This window comes from Rhizorhabdus sp. P4_G5 (genome assembly GCF_056401065.1).
Window position 1 is genome coordinate 292,814 of the sequence record NZ_JBFUKB010000002.1, and the last position, 15,737, is coordinate 308,550.

General features: G+C 63.6%; 11 protein-coding genes. 5 read left to right on the forward strand and 6 right to left on the reverse strand.

Annotated features, from left to right (window positions below):
- Positions 1 to 16: 16 nt before the first annotated feature.
- From AC1DQK_RS03730 to AC1DQK_RS03750, 5 genes are read right to left on the reverse strand one after another with little or no spacing between them, the layout of a single operon-like run.
- Positions 17 to 1,336, reverse strand: a complete 1,320-nt coding sequence (locus AC1DQK_RS03730; RefSeq protein WP_477867528.1) for a flagellar hook protein FlgE — start codon at positions 1,334 to 1,336, stop codon at positions 17 to 19.
- A 22-nt stretch (positions 1,337 to 1,358) separates the two neighbouring features.
- Complete coding sequence (locus AC1DQK_RS03735) at positions 1,359 to 2,036, reverse strand: flagellar hook assembly protein FlgD (RefSeq protein ID WP_477867530.1); 678 nt, start codon at positions 2,034 to 2,036, stop codon at positions 1,359 to 1,361.
- The gene (gene flgC / locus AC1DQK_RS03740) at positions 2,033 to 2,437 is read right to left on the reverse strand and encodes a flagellar basal body rod protein FlgC (protein WP_477867532.1); all 405 of its coding nucleotides are present in this window, start codon (positions 2,435 to 2,437) and stop codon (positions 2,033 to 2,035) included. Before flgC ends, AC1DQK_RS03735 begins: the two co-directional genes overlap by 4 nt.
- Positions 2,438 to 2,439: 2 nt before the next feature.
- On the reverse strand, positions 2,440 to 2,793 hold the full coding sequence (gene flgB / locus AC1DQK_RS03745) for a flagellar basal body rod protein FlgB (protein ID WP_477867534.1): 354 nt from the start codon (positions 2,791 to 2,793) through the stop codon (positions 2,440 to 2,442).
- 43 nt (positions 2,794 to 2,836) lie between these two features.
- Positions 2,837 to 3,034, reverse strand: coding sequence for a hypothetical protein (locus AC1DQK_RS03750; RefSeq protein ID WP_477867536.1), 198 nt, complete (start codon positions 3,032 to 3,034; stop codon positions 2,837 to 2,839).
- 20 nt (positions 3,035 to 3,054) lie between these two features.
- On the opposite strand from AC1DQK_RS03750, the gene AC1DQK_RS03755 reads away from it, so the two are divergent.
- The 5 genes from AC1DQK_RS03755 to AC1DQK_RS03775 all read left to right on the forward strand — a co-directional run bounded on the left by AC1DQK_RS03755 (position 3,055) and on the right by AC1DQK_RS03775 (position 5,533).
- Complete coding sequence (locus tag AC1DQK_RS03755) at positions 3,055 to 3,738, forward strand: motility protein A (RefSeq protein ID WP_477867538.1); 684 nt, start codon at positions 3,055 to 3,057, stop codon at positions 3,736 to 3,738.
- The gene (locus AC1DQK_RS03760) at positions 3,735 to 4,226 is read left to right on the forward strand and encodes a flagellar motor protein MotB (protein ID WP_477867540.1); all 492 of its coding nucleotides are present in this window, start codon (positions 3,735 to 3,737) and stop codon (positions 4,224 to 4,226) included. The genes AC1DQK_RS03755 and AC1DQK_RS03760 overlap by 4 nt, the downstream gene beginning before the upstream one ends.
- A gap of 98 nt (positions 4,227 to 4,324) precedes the next feature.
- Entirely contained in the window at positions 4,325 to 4,876 is a 552-nt protein-coding gene (locus AC1DQK_RS03765; RefSeq protein ID WP_477867542.1) for a flagella basal body P-ring formation protein FlgA, read from the forward strand.
- Positions 4,877 to 4,946: 70 nt separating this feature from the next.
- Complete coding sequence (gene flgM, locus AC1DQK_RS03770; protein WP_477867544.1) at positions 4,947 to 5,222, forward strand: flagellar biosynthesis anti-sigma factor FlgM; 276 nt, start codon at positions 4,947 to 4,949, stop codon at positions 5,220 to 5,222.
- Positions 5,219 to 5,533, forward strand: a complete 315-nt coding sequence (locus AC1DQK_RS03775; protein ID WP_477867546.1) for a hypothetical protein — start codon at positions 5,219 to 5,221, stop codon at positions 5,531 to 5,533. Before flgM ends, AC1DQK_RS03775 begins: the two co-directional genes overlap by 4 nt.
- A 17-nt stretch (positions 5,534 to 5,550) precedes the next feature.
- On the opposite strand, the gene AC1DQK_RS03780 is transcribed toward AC1DQK_RS03775, so the two are convergent.
- Positions 5,551 to 15,480: a hypothetical protein gene (locus AC1DQK_RS03780; RefSeq protein WP_477867548.1), complete on the reverse strand. Its 9,930-nt coding sequence runs from the start codon at positions 15,478 to 15,480 to the stop codon at positions 5,551 to 5,553.
- Between the last annotated feature and the right edge of the window lie 257 nt (positions 15,481 to 15,737).

A 15,737-nucleotide genomic window follows, 5' to 3' on the forward strand; every position in this document is an offset into this window, starting at 1 on the left:
CCGCTATCGATTACGATCAGGACCGCAGGTTGACGATGGTCTGGGTCATGGTGTTGGCCGCTTCGATCGCCTTGGCGTTGGCGGAGAAGTTGCGCTGCGCCTGGATCAGCGCAACCAGCTCCTCGGTGATGTCGACATTCGCCTGCTCGAGCGCGCCCGACTGGATCAGCCCGGTCCCGTTCGAATTGGCTTCGCTGATCAGCGGCTCGCCCGAGATGCCGGTCGACCCCCATTTGCTGTCACCGAGCTGGCGCAGGCCCTCCGGGTTGGAGAAGGTTGCCAGCACGATCTTGCCGAGCGCCTGGGTGTCGCCGTTCGAGAAGGTGGCGGAGACGAGGCCGTCGGCGCCGACCGAGACGTTGTCGAGCTGCCCCGCGGCATAGCCGTCCTGGGTGAAGCTGGTCAGCGTGAACGGGGCGGACGCCATCTTCGTGTTGGCGCCATAGGTCAGCGAGAAGGCGATCGGGCCGGTGGCGCCGGTTGGGCTGACCTGTGCGGTGGTGAGCGCAGCTGGGGTCGCGCCGTTGACCTTGCTCAGCGTGCCGAACTGATCGAACAGCAGCGTGACCGGGGTCGCCGGCGTCGGCGTCGCGGGATCGGAGCTGATCTCCTTGTCACCGATGAACGTCCGGGCGGTCCACGTCGTGTCGGTGACCGCGCCCGCCGGAATGTTCTGGCGAACATAATAGGTCGTCATCGGGAAGGCGGTGCCCGATGCGTCATATACCGTCGTCGTGGTCGACTGGTTATAGCTGTTCGCATCGAAGCGGTCGAACGCATAGGGATTCGCGGCGGTGTACACGGCCCGGGCCGATGGCAGATCTGCATCCGCGGGGAAGGTCACCGCGAGATCGACCGACTGGGTCGAGCTCGACGTGCCCGACGTCAGCGGCAGCTGCAGCGAGCGGGTCGAGTTCAGGCCGGTTGCCGTCACGGTGCCGGAGGAGTCGGTCGGCAGCACCTGAAGATAGGCGCCGCCCGAGTCGACCACATAGCGTTCCGAGTCCACGCGGAACGAACCGTTGCGGGTGTAGGCGACGTTCGAGTTCGACGTGGACGTACGCGTCACGAAGAAGCCTTGGCCCGAGACGGCGAGATCGAGCGAACGTTCGCTGTTCTCGAAGCCGCCCTGGGTGAACTGCTGGGCGATGCCGCGCAGGCGGGTGCCCTGGCCGGCCACCGTCGCGCTCTGCAGCGGTGCCGAGGAAACGATGTCGCCGAACTCGGCCGAGCTCTTCTTGAAGCCGGTGGTGCCGACATTGGCGACGTTGTTCGCGATCACCGCGAGCTCGGTCTGCGAAGCCTTGAGGCCGGAAAGTGCAGTGTAAAAGGACATGGTTAAGCTCCGTTACCGATAATCAGGAAAGCTGCAGGGCGTCGGCGGGGTCGATATTCCCCAGCGGCGTGACGAGCTTGGTGGAACCACTCGCCGGCGACTGGACGCCCGAAACGGTTGTCCAGCTCGAGGTGGTGGTGGCGATCTGCTCGGCCGCGGTGTTTTTCGCACTGACCGAGATGGTGAGCGGCCCGGCGACGGCGGCGCCGTCCTTATCCTTGCCGTTCCAGTAGAAAGGCACGTCGCCCTTGGCGACGTCGGTGGCCGAGCCGGTGTAGACGACCTTTCCGGTCGAATCGACGAGGTTGATGTCGACCCGCGACGCGTCCTCGGGCAAGGTGACGTTTCCGGCGAAAGCGCCGTCCGCCAGCGCGGTGGCGGTCTTCGACTGAACCAACGCCGATTTCCCGATCCAGCTCGCCGCATCGCCAACCCGCGAGGCGGCAATGCCGGCTGAGATCGTCTTGAGCGAAGCATTCATCTCGGCGATGCCGGTGGTCGACGAGAATTGCGCCATCTGCGCGACCATCTGGGTATTGTCGACCGGGTTGAACGGGTCCTGGGTCTGCATCTGGGTAGTGAGCAGCTTCAGGAAGGCGGTCTGGTCGAGCGCATTGTTCGTCTTGCTCGTCGTAGTGGCGGCAGTCTTCGACGTGCCCGAGAGGGTGTCGAGATAATTGCTTCCGGTGGATATCGTCATTTGCCGAGCCTCAGCGTGTCGAGAGTGAGCGTCTTAGCGGTCTGCATGACCTGCACATTGTTCTGGTACTGGCGGGCCGTCTCCATCATCTCGACCAGCTCCTGCGCCTGGTCGACGCCCGCTTCCCAGACATTGCCGTCCTTGTCGGCCTTGGGATGATTGGGGTCGTAGCGCTTGGTCGGTTCGATGTTGGAGGCGACCACCTGATCGACCTTGACGGTCGCGACGCCGGGCCTGTCGGTGACCGACGAGAAGACCGGCTTGATCGCCCGGAAGGCTTCGGCCTTGCTCCCCGCGACCGATCCGGCATTGGCCAGGTTCGAGGCCGAAGTGTTGAGGCGCACCATTTGTGCGGACATCGCGCGGCTGGCGATGTCGAAGACCGAGAGGTTGTTGGCCATGGCTATTCTCCCCGCAGCGCCTGCATGACCGTCCCGATCCTCCCCTCCAGGAAGGACAGCGTGGTCTTGTACTGCAGGGCGTTCTCCGCGAACTGGTTCTGCTCGGTCGACAATTCGACGGTGTTGCCGTCGACGGAGGTCTCAAGCGGGATGCGATAGCCGACATTGCTCTGCGCGGCCTGGCCGGCGGACATGCCGCCATTGCCGGTGGCGTCGGACAGCGCCTTCTGAAAATCGATGTCGCGCGCCTTGTAATTGGGCGTAGCGGCGTTCGCGATGTTGGAGGCGAGCATCGCCAGCCGCTGGGATCTGATCTCCAGCGCCTTGCCATGTACCCCGAAAAGCGGATCAGCCATTTTTCGCTTCGTCCTCTAAAACTGTGCCGCCGCCGGCCGTTAATCATGTTCGAACAGGCTCGACGGCTGCCTTGCCACCCTCCCAAGCAACTGCCGTGCCAAACGTGGTTAACGAGGTCTGTGCCGCTGCATTTTCTGGGATTTGGCGCTGTTCCGGCAATTTCCTGCCGGGGGCGGCAATTTTCTGCCGGTCGATATTGCCGGGTCCGTTAGCCATGTCCGGCAACGGTGCCTTGACCATTTATGGGCATTGGGGAAACGATGTTCCTGCTCGAAGAGATTGCCCGCTATGTCGACCCGGCCGCGATCGGCATCGTGTTCGGAGGAACCGTGCTTACCACGCTGTTCCGCTCGACCCGCGCAGACATCAGGCGCGCCTTCGGGGCACTGGCGTTGCTCAACAGGGCCGACCCGGCGGCAGATGCCGCCGCCGCTCGCGTATCGGTCAGCCGCATCCGCGAACTGGCCGAAGTTCGCAGCATCAGTTGCGTCGACCGGATCGAGACCGCTCAGCGTTTCCTGTTGCGCGCCGCCCGGGAACTGTCCGAGGCACGAACCTCCGGCGATTTCGTCCGCTGGGCCGACGATGAGATCGAGGCCCGGCGCGTGCGCCACCAGGCCGTCGCCGGCGTGTGGCGGTCAGTCGCCGAAACGGCGCCAGCAATGGGCATGATCGGCACGATCATCGGGCTCGTGCAGATGTTCGCCAACATGGACGACCCATCGAAGATCGGCCCGGGCATGGCGGTGGCCATGCTCACCACCCTCTATGGCGTGATCCTGTCTTCCGGCATCGCAGCCCCGATCGCCGGTCGCCTGGAGAGCCTGTCCGAGACCGAGTTGGCCTGGCAGAACGCCGCGTGCAAGCAGCTCGAACTGATCGCCCGCCAGGAACTCGACATGCTGTCTCATGTGGTCAGGCCCAGATTGCGGACCGTGCCATGACGCGGCAGATTTCCCAGCGCTGGATCCTGAGCTTCGCCGACCTTACCCTGCTGCTGCTCGCCTTCTTCGTGATGATGCAGGCGCAGGTCAACGATCGGCTCAAGCTCGCCGCCGGCATGCGGGGCGCGTTCGGCGGCAGCGGCGATGCGGCCGGGACGTCGGCGCAGGGACTGGTTGCCGCGAACATGTTCGAGGCCGGCGAAGCGATGTTGAAGCCGGGCGAAGCCAGGCGGTTCGCCACGATGGGCGCCCTGGCGGCCAAGGCGAAGCAGCGCGTCATCGTCTCCAGCCAGGGCCGCGATGGCCAATCGGCGCGACTCGACAGCTGGGAGTTGTCCGCGGCGCGCGCGACCGCAGTCGCCCGCGCCATCAGAATGGGCGGCCTGCCCGATACGATGATCGAGATTGCCATACCGCCGATGCGCGCCGGCGATCCCGCAAAGGGCCAGCGCATTTCGGTGCAACAGCTTCCGGCGGCCAGCCGCTAGGCGACCAGATCTTGCCGGGCAGCGATCTACATAGCCGCGAAACAGCGTCACCGCGCCGTTAACCATTTGTTTGCGGATTGGCGGGTATAGATCGCAACATGAACCGAAGCCCTGTCATCAACCGCATCGCGCTCATCATCACTGCCCTTCTGGCGGCGGCGCCTTCCTACGCGCAATCGGCGCTGCCGCCAGCGCAGGACCTCAACCAACTCGAACAGATCGTGGTGACCACGCTCGGCGCCGACGTCGGCCAGCCGGGCGGACCCATGGTGCCTATCGATCGGCGCATGCGACTCGTCGCCTGCCCGATCGGCATCCAGGTCGATCCGCCAACCGCCGGCGCGGTCACCGTCCGGTGCACCACCGCCGGCTGGCGCCTGCGGGTGCCGCTGATGCGGCAGAACGTCTCGACCGCGAACGGCGGCGCCGCGGGCGACCGCGCAGGCGCGTTCGGCACCGCGGATATACGCAAGGGCGACCCTGTCCAGCTCATCGCGCAAGGATCGTCCTACTCGATCAGCGTCGATGCCACGGCAATGGAAGATGCTAATATCGGGAGTCGAATACGCGTCGCAACCAGTTCAAAAGGTTCGACAGTTTTTGCGGAAGTGGTAGATGTGGGCCGGGTCCGACTTCTCGGATTTAAATAGTTTCTAAACCTGTCGTTATTAGCGGCAGAGGTGGAACGTGGATAACAGGCCAGAATTGAAGGAAATCGCGATGATCAATGGGGTAGGACCGTCCAACCCGACCCGCATTGGTCAGGTCCGGGACGACAAGATCGCACCGCCGGCAGCGTCCGAGCCCGCACCCGCGGCAAAGGGCGTCACGGCAACTCCGTCGCTGGTGGCGACGCTGGCCAGCGAAGGCCCGCCGATCGACGCCGACAAGATCGCGGCGATCCGTGAAGCGATTGCGGCCGGCAAATATCCGATCGATGCCAAGGCGATCGCCGCGAAGATGATCGCGCTCGACCTGCCCCGGGAGACCGTGTGAGCGAAGTCGTCGTCGAACGCCTGATCCTGTCGAGCGAGGCGCTGATTGCCGCGCTCGACAGTCATGACATCGACGCGATAGAAGACGCCGTCGCAGCATTCGGTCAGAGCGTCGAGGCGCTGAAGGTGCCCGGCGGCTGGCCCCAGACCGCGAATCCACCGGCGCGCCTCGCCGAAGCGCTCAAGCTCGCCGACGCGGCACGGGCGCGGGTCCGCTATCTCAGCGACCGGACGCAGCAGCGAATCGATATGCTCGCCGTCGCCACCGGAAGGTTCGATTGCACCCCCGCGACCTATGGGCGGCAGCGTTAAGGCTGCCGTTCCCGATCTTACACCACCACGAAATTCGATGCTGAGATGCTGGCCAAGTTGGTCAGCGTCGCAAATTGCGATGCCGCGCCTCCGCCATTGCCATCCGCATCGAAGTACAGCGAACCTGTCCCCGCGTCATAGATGATCCGATGGTCGCTGGTCGCCGCGTCGGTGCCGACGGCAAACTGGCCTGCCGCCAATGTGCCGAGCGCCAACCCATTGAAGATCGACTGATACAGGCGGAAGCTATCCGATGCGCTGTTGAAGTCGGATATGCTGTCGACATTGTCACTGCCGAGCGCCGTCGAGAAGACGAACGTGTCACGGTTCGATCCACCCGTCAGCACATCGCTGCCCGCACCACCATCGATGGTGTCGTTGCCGGCACCACCAGACAGCGAGTCAGCGCCGCCGGCACCGGTCAGCACATTTGCCGCGCCGTTGCCCGTGACCACATTTGCGTCGCCATTGCCGGTGCCGTTGATTGCGTTCGTGCCCGTCAAGGTCAGGTTCTCGACATTGTCGGTCAACGTATAGTTGACCGACGCGCTGACACTGTCGGTGCCCTCTCCCGCCTGCTCGCTCACGGCGTCGGCCGAATTGGTGACGACATAGCTGTCATTGCCGGTGCCGCCCGCCATGGCATCAGCGCCAGCGCCGCCGTCGAGCGTGTCGTTGCCCGCGCCGCCGCTGAGCGTGTCGTTGCCGCTGCCGCCATCGAGCAGGTTGGCGCCATCATTGCCGGTCAGCACATTGGCGGCGCTATTGCCGGTGCCGTCGATCGCGGTGGTACCCGTCAGCGTCAGATTCTCGACATTTGCGCCGAGCGTATAGCTCACCGACGAGCGCACAGTGTCGGTGCCCTCGTCGGCCGCCTCGACAACGACATCGCCGCTGCTGGTAACCGAATAGACATCGTCGCCGGCACCGCCCTCCATCCGGTCCGATCCGGCGCCGCCGGCCAGCGAGTCACTGCCATTGCCGCCCATAAGCGTGTCGTTGCCGCTGCCACCCGACAAGTTGTCGTCGCCATCGAGGCCGGTCAGCACATTGGCACCGTCATTGCCGGTTATAACATTGGCATCGCCGTTACCGGTGCCGTTGATCGCGCTCGTGCCGGCAAGGGTCAGGTTCTCGACATTGTCGGACAGGGTGTGGGTGACTGTCGAGGTGACGCTGTCGGTGCCTTGGCCGGCCTGCTCGATAACGGTATCGGTCGAGCTGCCCACGACATAGGAGTCGTCGCCCTGCCCGCCGGTCATCTGATCGGTTCCCGATCCACCATCGAGCGTATCATTGCCGTTGCCGCCATCGAGCATGTCATTGCCCGAACTGCCGCTGAGCAGGTTGTCGCCCTCATTGCCGATGAGATGATTATTGAGCGTGTTGCCCGTACCGCTAGTGGCGCCGGTTCCGGTCAGTGTCAGGTTCTCGACATTGTTGCCCAGGGTATAGGTGATGGTCGAATTGACCGTGTCGGTGCCGCCGTCCACCGCCTCGACGACGGTGTCGCCGGTGCTGCTCACCGTATAGCTGTCATCGCCCTGGCCGCCGACCATCCGGTCGGATCCGGTGCCGCCGGCCAGCACATCGTTACCATTGCCGCCGTCGAGCGTGTCGTTGCCGCTGCCGCCCGACAGGCTATCGTCGCCGTCGAGACCTGTCAGGATGTTGGCGCCGTCATTGCCGGTGATCTGGTTCGCTTCGGCGTTACCAGTGCCATTTATAGCGCTGGTGCCAGCCAGGGTCAGGTTCTCGACATTGGCAGTAAGCGTGTAGCTGATCGAAGAAGTGACGCCGTCATTGCCCCCGCCGCTTTGCTCGATGACAGTATCGGCCGGGTTACCCACGACGAAGACATCGTCGCCCTGGCCGCCGATCATGAGATCCGCGCCGGTGCCGCCATCGATCATGTCGTTGCCGTCGCCGCCCTCTATCCGGTCGTCGCCGCTGTCGCCCGAAAGCGAATTGTCGCCGTCATTGCCGAGAATAATATTGGCAAGCGTATTGCCGGTGCCGCTCAGATTTTCGGACCCGGTCAGTTCAAGATTCTCGACGTTACTGCCCAGCGTGTAGCTGATCGACGACACGACCGAGTCCGTGCCCTGGCTCGCCGACTCTATGACAGCGTCGCCCGAACTGGAGACATGATAGCTGTCATTGCCGTTGCCGCCGGACATACGATCCGATCCATCGCCGCCGTCGAGGACATCATCGCCATCTCCGCCGGACAGCGTGTCGTTCCCGCTGTCGCCGAAGAGGACGTCATTGCCGCCAAGGCCGGACAGACTATTCGCGCCGCTTCCGCCGACCAGGACGTTGTCGAGGGCGTTGCCGGTGCCATTGACGGCGCCGGTGCCGACCAGAAGCAGGTCTTCCACGTTGGCAGCCAGCGTCTGGCTGACCGTCGAGTAGACCGCGTCATGTCCCCCGTCGGCATCCTCAACAACGACGTCGCCCGACCCGATGCCGAGATAGATATCGTTGCCATTACCGCCGACCAGCCGGTCCGATCCGGATCCGCCCTCGAGCGCGTCATCGCCCTCGCCACCATTGAGGGTATCGTTGCCGGCATCGCCATAGAGATAGTCGGAGCCATCCTGGCCCGACAGGATGTTCGTGCCGCTATTGCCGATCAGGTAATTGTCGAGTTCGTTGCCCGTGCCGTTCAGATTGGCGGTCCCGGTCAGCACCAGATCCTCGACATTGGCGCCCAGCGTATAGCTGATCGAGCTGTCCACCTCGTCGATGCAGCCGCATTCGCCGTCCTCCTGGACGACGTCGCCTGCGCTGGTGACGATGTAGGTGTCGCCACCCTCGCCGCCGATCATCAGATCCGAGCCGCTGCCACCGTCGAGACGATCGCTGCCATTGCCGCCGACGAGCGTGTCGTTCCCTGAGCCTCCCGAGAGCGAGTCGGCGCCGTCGTCGCCGGCCAGAATATTGGCTGCGCTGTTGCCGGTGATGGCATTGTCGAGCGCATTGCCCGTGCCGTTGATCGCGCTGGTGCCGGTGAGGACGAGGTTCTCGATATTCTCGGCCATGTCGTAGCTGATCGAGGCGTTGACAGTATCGAGGCCCTGATCCTCATATTCGTTCGCATTGTCGCCGATGTTGTCGACAACATAACTGTCATCGCCCACATCTCCGAACATCGTGTCTGGACCATTGCCGCCGTCCAGCGTGTCGTTCCCCTCCCGGCCGAACAGCGTCTCGGCACCGCTGTTGCCGGTGATGACATTGTCGAGCGTATTGCCGACCCCTAAGTTCGATGTGCCGGTCAGCGTTAAATTCTCAACATTGTCGCCCAGAGTATAGCCGATCGAAGCCTGGACCGTATCGCGGCCCCCGCCCGCATCCTCCACAACGACGTCGCCCGGATTGCCGACAATATAGGTGTCGCTGCCGGCCCCGCCGGCCATCTGGTCCGCGCCGCTCCCACCATCGAGCGTGTCCTTGCCCGCGCCGCCGATCAGAGTATCGTCCCCCGTGCCGCCTGACAGCACATTGTCGCCGTCATTGCCGGTGAGGACGTTGGCCGAACTGTTGCCGGTCGCGTCGGTGTCGGCCGTCCCCAGCAGAACCAGATCCTCGACATTGGTCGCCAGCGTATAGCTCGACGTGGCATAGACGGTATCGGCGCCCTGGCCCGCCGCCTCGACGATGACGTCGTTCGCCGTGCTGACATAGTAGCTGTCGTTGCCCGCGCCACCGACCAGGCGATCCGTGCCCGTGCCGCCATCGAGCGTGTCGGCTCCAGCGCCGCCGGTGAGCGTATCGTTGCCCGCGCCGCCGGAGATCTCATCATAGCTCGAAGTGCCGGTGAGCACGTCGTTGCTGTTTGCGCCCTCGATCTCGAAGCCGACGTCCGCACCAGCGGCGAAAACATATCCAGACCCGTTGAAGCTGTCGCCCTGCGCCACGTTGACGGAAATCTCGCCGATGCCTCGGATCATGAGGTTCGGCCCCAGCGCGTTGATCGTCGCGCTGCCGATATCGAGATCGGCATCGGCCTGAGACGCCTGACCCGCACCAGTCGCGGTGTACGCCGCCTGAAGATCGATTCCTTCGATCGACTGGAGTTGGCCGCCGAAGCTCACATTGCCGCCTACCGACAGATAATCGACGCCGTTGCCGCCATCGAGCAGATTGTCCGCGAAGGTGAAGCTGGTCGTCGCACCGCCGAACGGCGTGACGTTGGAGATCACGATCAGATCGTTGCCGCCGCCGCCATGGACGGTGTTGGCGCCGCCCCCGCCGTTCAGTATCTCGCTACCGCTGGTGCCGTTGAGCGTATCGTTGCCGACGCCGCCGAGCAGCACCTCGACACCGGCATGGCCAGTCGCGGCGTTGAGCGTGTAGTTGCCGGCAGCACCAACGATCAATCCAACCGTATCGCCGGGATTGAAAACATCGTTGGAGCTGTTCCAACTCGCGTCGCGCACGAAGGGTGACAGGGTGTAGGTGCCGGGAGCAACGGCCAGAAGGAGAAGCGAATCGTTCCCTGCACCGCCCTGCAGGGTGGCCGTGCTCGATATCCCCGCGCCGACCTGCGCGCTGAGCGCCAGCGCGATCAGCCTCGATCCGGGATCGGAGTCGAACTGGACCTGTTCGATCGACGACAGGGTGGTGCCGAACAGCGCAACCGTGTCGGTGCTGCCCGCTGGGCCATTGCCGTGCGTGCCCGCCGATGCCTCAATGAGCAGCGTGTCGGTGCCGACGCCGCCATCGAAGACCTCGTTGCCGGACGGCGTGTTGGCGACGATCAGTATGTCGTCGTCGTCTCCGCCGTGGAGCACATCTGTCCCGGCGCCACCATCGAGCGTGTCGTTGCCTTCGTCGCCATTGAGTGTGTCATTGCCGCCGAGCCCGCTGAGGCTGTCGTTCAGCGTCCCGCCATTGAGAAGGTCGTTGCCCCCGGTTCCGGTCAGGTTCACAGGCGTCGGGAATATGAAGCTGTTCGCATCGAGGCTCGCCAGCGAAACCCCTTGCAAGGTGAAGCTGGTGTCGCCACCCGCGATGATCGTGTTGCCGCCGCTCGACGACAAGTAGGCCTGCAGCGTCGCGAAACTGTCTACATTGGTGTTCGACAGGTCGATCTTGTCCTGGCCCACCGTGAAGTCGGTGATGACCTTGGCGCCATCCCCGTCCACCACGAAGATATCGTTCCCTGCACCGCCGGTCAGCACGTCATTACCGTCACCGCCGAAGATCAGGTCGTTGCCGTTGCCGCCGCTGATCGTGTCGTTGCTGCTCGTGCCGCTGACGGTATCGCCGCCGGCCGTGCCGTTGATGGCGAATTGAACATTCGAGCCCGGGTCGAAGACATAGCCCGACCCGTTGAAGTTATCGCCGGAGGCATTGGCAAGATTGACGATGATGGTGCCGGTACCGTCCAGTTCGAGGTTCGGTCCCATCGCGCCGATTGTGGCGCTGCCGATCGTGAGCTGCGTGGCCGGCTGGCTGACGGCGCCCGCCGCATTGTTGGTGTAGGCGGGCTGGAGATAGATGCCTTCGATCGACTGCACCGTACCCTGGAAATTCACACTTCCGCCGATCGCCAGGAAATCAGTGCCATTGCCGCCATCGAACAGGGTCCCAGCCCCGGTTAGCGTGGCTTCGACGCCGTTGACGATCGTATTGGTCAGAAGAAGGGCATCGTTGCCACCATTGCCGTGCAGTTCATCGGTGCCGCCGCCGGTGGAAAGGAGGTCCATTCCCGACGAACCGTTGAGCGTGTCGTTTCCGCCCGACCCGATCAGCCACTGCGACAGACCATTCGTCGCATTGGTTGCCGAGGCGTTCAATACATAGTTGAAATTGCCCGCGCCAACGAGCCCGACCCTGTCGCCCGGCAGATAGGCCCGTGTCGGATTCGTCCAGTTGGACACTGTGTAGACCGGCATCACGATGCTGGTATCCGAACCCATGCCGTTGACTGCGACGGTCAGGAAAGTGTCGTAGCCGGCGCCACCGTCGAGAATGGTCGGCACGGCGAAGTTCAGTGTATTGGGGCCGCTCACGAAATGCTGAGTCGCGATGACGCTGACGGCCGTTCCGGCATCGGACTGGAAATCGACCTTCTCGATGCTGTTGAGGCCGAAGCCGCCATAGCTCGTGGTCGGGCCGAAAAGGTTGCTGCCAGCGCCGCTGATCGAATGAGCTTCGATCATGTCGGTGCCGTTGCCACCGTCGAAGGTACCGCCGGCGATCGGTGTGTCGAGCACGATGATGTCGTTGCCTGCTCCGCCGATCAGCGCGTCGGTGCCGCCCTTGCCGTACAGCACATCATCGCCGCCATTGCCGATCAGCGTGTTGTTGCCCGCCGTTCCCGTCAGTGTGTCGGCATTGTCCGATCCGCCGACTCCCTCGACATTGGTGATCGTGTCGAGCCCGCCGCCGCCGGTGTTCTGCTGCGTCGTGATGCGGAGGTCGACCGAGACCCCCATGTCATCGACATCGAGGTAGCCAACCTGGTCATTGCCCGCGCCGCCGTCGATCAAGTCGTTGCCAATCCCGGCGCCGATGAAATCGTCGCCATTGCCGCCGTTGATCGTGTCGTTGCCTTCTTCGCCGAAAATGTTGTCGTTGCCACCCAATCCGCTCAGGCTGTCGTTGAGCCCGCTGCCCTCGATGGTGTCGTTGCCTTCGGTGCCGGTCAGGTTCTTCGGCGTCGCGAAGATGAAGCTGTTCGCATCGAGACTGGCGAGGGAGACGCCCTGCAGCGTGAAGCTGGTGTCCCCACCCGCGATGATCGTGTTGCCGCCGCTTTCGGACATATAGGGCTGCAATGTCGCGAGGCTGTCGATGGTGGAATCCGACAGGTCGATCCTGTCCTGGCCCACGGTAAAGTCGGTGATGGCCTTGGCACCGTCGCCGTCCGCCACGAAGATGTCGTTGCCGGCGCCGCCAGTCAGCACGTCATCGCCGTCTTCTCCGGCGACGGTGTCGTTGCCGTTGCCGCCGCTCAGCGTATCGTTGCCGTCGTCACCGTTGATATAGTCGTTACCGTCGCCGCCCGAGATCAGATCGTTCGAGATCGTCGCCGAGATGCTGTCGGCCCCGGTGCTGCCATTGATCACGAATCGGACGTCCGAACCCGCATCGAAGATATAATTCGCGCCATTGAAGCTGTCGCCCGAAGCGTTGGTGAGGTTGACCGTGATGGTGCCGGTGCCGTCGAGCTCAAGGTTGGCCGGAAGCGCGGAGACCGTCGCGCTCGATATCGTAATTGAAGCCGGTCCCTGATAGGCGGTGGTGACGGGATTGGCGCCAGCAGCAAGCGGGACAGCCGGCTGGAGATAGATGCCTTCGACCGACTGCAGCGTTCCCTGGAAGTTGACCGTTCCGCCAATCGACAGGAAATCGGTGCCATTGCCGCCATCGAACAGGCTGCCGGTCCCGGTGAAGGTCGTCTCCACGCCGTTGGTGATGGTGTTGCCGATCTGCAGCACGTCGTTGCCGCCATTGCCGTGCAGCACGTTCGTGCCGGTGCCGCCATTCAGCCGGTCGATCCCAGACGACCCGTTGAGCGTGTCATTGCCGATGTTGCCGCTCAGCACCTGGATGACGCCGCTGGCCGCGTTGGCCTCCGACGCGGTCAGCGTGTAGTTGAAATTGCCCTGCGCGTTCAGGAGGACCACGTCGCTCGCGGTCGGGACATAAGGCTTCGACGCGGTCGTCCAGTTGGAAAAGCTTAAGGTCGGCAGCACGAGATTCGTGTCCGTCCCCATGCCGCCCGTGGCGACCAGAACGAGCGAATCGATGCCACTGCCGCCGTGGAGCGCGCCCGGAACGGCGTTGGTGACGCCGGTGCCAGCGTTCACGAAATGATAGGTGAGCGCCATCGATATTCCGGTCCCGGCGGCGGACTGGAAATCGATCGCCTCGATGTTCAGCAGCGGAGGCGTGTTGTACGCTGAACCGATGATCCCGTTGCCGCCCGCGGTGGCGCCCGCGATATTGTGCAGCTCGAGCGTGTCATAGCCCGTGCCGCCGTCATAGAAGCCATTGGTCTGCTGGATATCGAGCACGATGATGTCGTTGCCCGCCCCGCCGATCAGCGCGTCGGTGCCGCCCTTGCCATACAGCACGTCGTCGCCGTCCGCGCCGTTCAGCGTGTTGTTGCCCGCCGTTCCGGTCAGCGTGTCGGCATAATCCGAACCACCGATGCCCTCGACATTGGTGATCGTGTCGAGCCCGCCGCCGCCGGTGTTCTGCTGCCCGGTGATACGGAGATCGACCGAAACGCCGGATTCAACATCGCCATAGAGTATCTGGTCGTTGCCGTTGCCGCCGTCGACCAGGTCGTCACCCTCACCGGCACCGATGAAGTCGTCGCCATTGCCGCCGTTCAGCGTGTCGTTGCCCTCCTCGCCATAGAGGTTGTCGTTGCCGCCAAGTCCACTCAGGCTGTCGTTGAGCCCGCTACCCTCGATGGTGTCGTTGCCTTCGGTGCCGGTCAGGTTCTTCGGAGTCGCGAAGATGAAGCTGTTCGCGTCGAGACTTGCGAGGGAGACGCCCTGCAGCGTGAAGCTGGTGTCCCCGCCCGCGATAACCGCGTTGCCGCCGCTCGACGACAGATAGGGCTGCAATGTCGCGAAGCTGTCGATGATGCTATCGGACAGGTCGATCTTGTCCTCGCCGACGGTGAAATCGGTGATGATCTTGGCGCCATCGCCATCCGTAGCGAAGACGTCATTGCCGCCGCCGCCGGTCAGCACGTCATCGCCGTCTTCGCCAGTGAGGGCGTCGTCGCCGTTGCCGCCGCTCAACGTGTCGTTGCCGTCGTCGCCGTTGATATAGTCGTTGCCGTCGCCGCCCGAGATCAGATCGTCGGCGATCGTAGCCGAGATGCTGTCGCCGCCAGTACTGCCATTGATGGTGAACCGGACGTCCGAACCCGCATCGAAAATATAGTGCGCGCCATCGAAGCTGTCGCCCGGCTGCAGAGTGACGATGATGCCGCCCGTGCCGTCGAGCTCTAGGCCCGGCCCCATCGCTCCGATCGTCGCGCTGCCGATCGACAGCTGGGCCGCGGACTGCGTGATGGTCCCGGGTGCATTGTTGGTGAAGCCGGGCTGGAGATAGATGCCTTCGATCGACTGGACGGTGCCCTGGAAATTGACGCTGCCACCGACCGACAGAAAGTCGGTGCCGTTGCCGCCGTCGAACAGGGATCCCGCGCCGCTATTCGTCGAGGTGACGCCGTTGACCGTTGTGTTGGAGATCGACAACACGTCATTGCCGCCATTGCCGTGCAGGACATCGGTGCCGGCGCCGCCGCCCAAAATGTCCGCGCCGGATGAGCCGTTCAGGGTGTCGTTGCCGGTCCCTGCATAGAGCGCCTGCCGCAAACCATTGGCCGCATTGGTTTCTGAGGCTGTCAGCACATAGTTGAACGCGCCGCCGCCGGTCGCGTTGCTGACCCCGATCAGCGAGACGACATCGCCGGCCAGATAGCCCCGCGTCGCGGTCGTCCAGTTCGATACAGTGACGGTCGGGATCACGAGATTGCCGTCCGAGCCCATGCCGTTGACGGCGATCAGAAGCAGGTTGTCGACCCCCGCCCCCCCGATGAGGTCGGTGGGTACGGCAAAATTGAGCGTCGTAGCTCCATTGACGAAATGGCTCGTTACACCCGCTATAACCGCCGTTCCGGCCGCCGACTGAAAGTCGATCCGTTCGATCCCGTTGACGCCGAAGCCCGCCCAGGTCGTAGCAGGACCAAAGAGTCCATTGGGCGCGCCAGCCTGGCTGTGGAGTTCGAGCGTATCGTAACCGTTGCCGCCGTTGAACGTGCCGCCGGTGATCGCCGTGTCGAGGACGATGACATCGTTGCCGTCGTTGCCCTGGATCGTATCGTTGCCGCCACCGCCGACAAATCGATCGTCACCAGCCGTTCCCACGAGCGAGTCCGCGCCCGACGTTCCCACGAAATCTGTCATGCAACTCCCCCAACAATCACAACGGCACGCCCCCGCACCGGAAAAAGGCGCAGTCAGCTGCAAAGATGTTGTCAGATGACCGGCTGATGCCGCGACATGGCGGCCCGATCACTGCAATGGCTCCGCTCCCGACTTCGCCTCTAGCGAATCATTCGAGGAAGCCCGGCGTCCAAAGATCGGCGGATTTTCGCGACATCAACTGTGACGACGCCGAAACGGCTCCCCCCCGCGTCTCCCTGATTAACGCAATGTTAATC

Bases quoted from the DNA above. Each gene is read 5' to 3' on its own strand.
- AC1DQK_RS03735 (WP_477867530.1), bottom strand. From the start codon at position 2,036: ATGACGATATCCACCGGAAGCAATTATCTCGACACCCTCTCGGGCACG.
- AC1DQK_RS03765 (WP_477867542.1), top strand. From the start codon at position 4,325: ATGAACCGAAGCCCTGTCATCAACCGCATCGCGCTCATCATCACTGCC.
- AC1DQK_RS03730 (WP_477867528.1), bottom strand. From the start codon at position 1,336: ATGTCCTTTTACACTGCACTTTCCGGCCTCAAGGCTTCGCAGACCGAG.
- flgM (WP_477867544.1), top strand. From the start codon at position 4,947: ATGATCAATGGGGTAGGACCGTCCAACCCGACCCGCATTGGTCAGGTC.
- flgB (WP_477867534.1), bottom strand. From the start codon at position 2,793: ATGGCTGATCCGCTTTTCGGGGTACATGGCAAGGCGCTGGAGATCAGA.
- AC1DQK_RS03760 (WP_477867540.1), top strand. From the start codon at position 3,735: ATGACGCGGCAGATTTCCCAGCGCTGGATCCTGAGCTTCGCCGACCTT.
- AC1DQK_RS03750 (WP_477867536.1), bottom strand. From the start codon at position 3,034: ATGGTCAAGGCACCGTTGCCGGACATGGCTAACGGACCCGGCAATATC.
- AC1DQK_RS03780 (WP_477867548.1), bottom strand. From the start codon at position 15,480: ATGACAGATTTCGTGGGAACGTCGGGCGCGGACTCGCTCGTGGGAACG.
- flgC (WP_477867532.1), bottom strand. From the start codon at position 2,437: ATGGCCAACAACCTCTCGGTCTTCGACATCGCCAGCCGCGCGATGTCC.
- AC1DQK_RS03755 (WP_477867538.1), top strand. From the start codon at position 3,055: ATGTTCCTGCTCGAAGAGATTGCCCGCTATGTCGACCCGGCCGCGATC.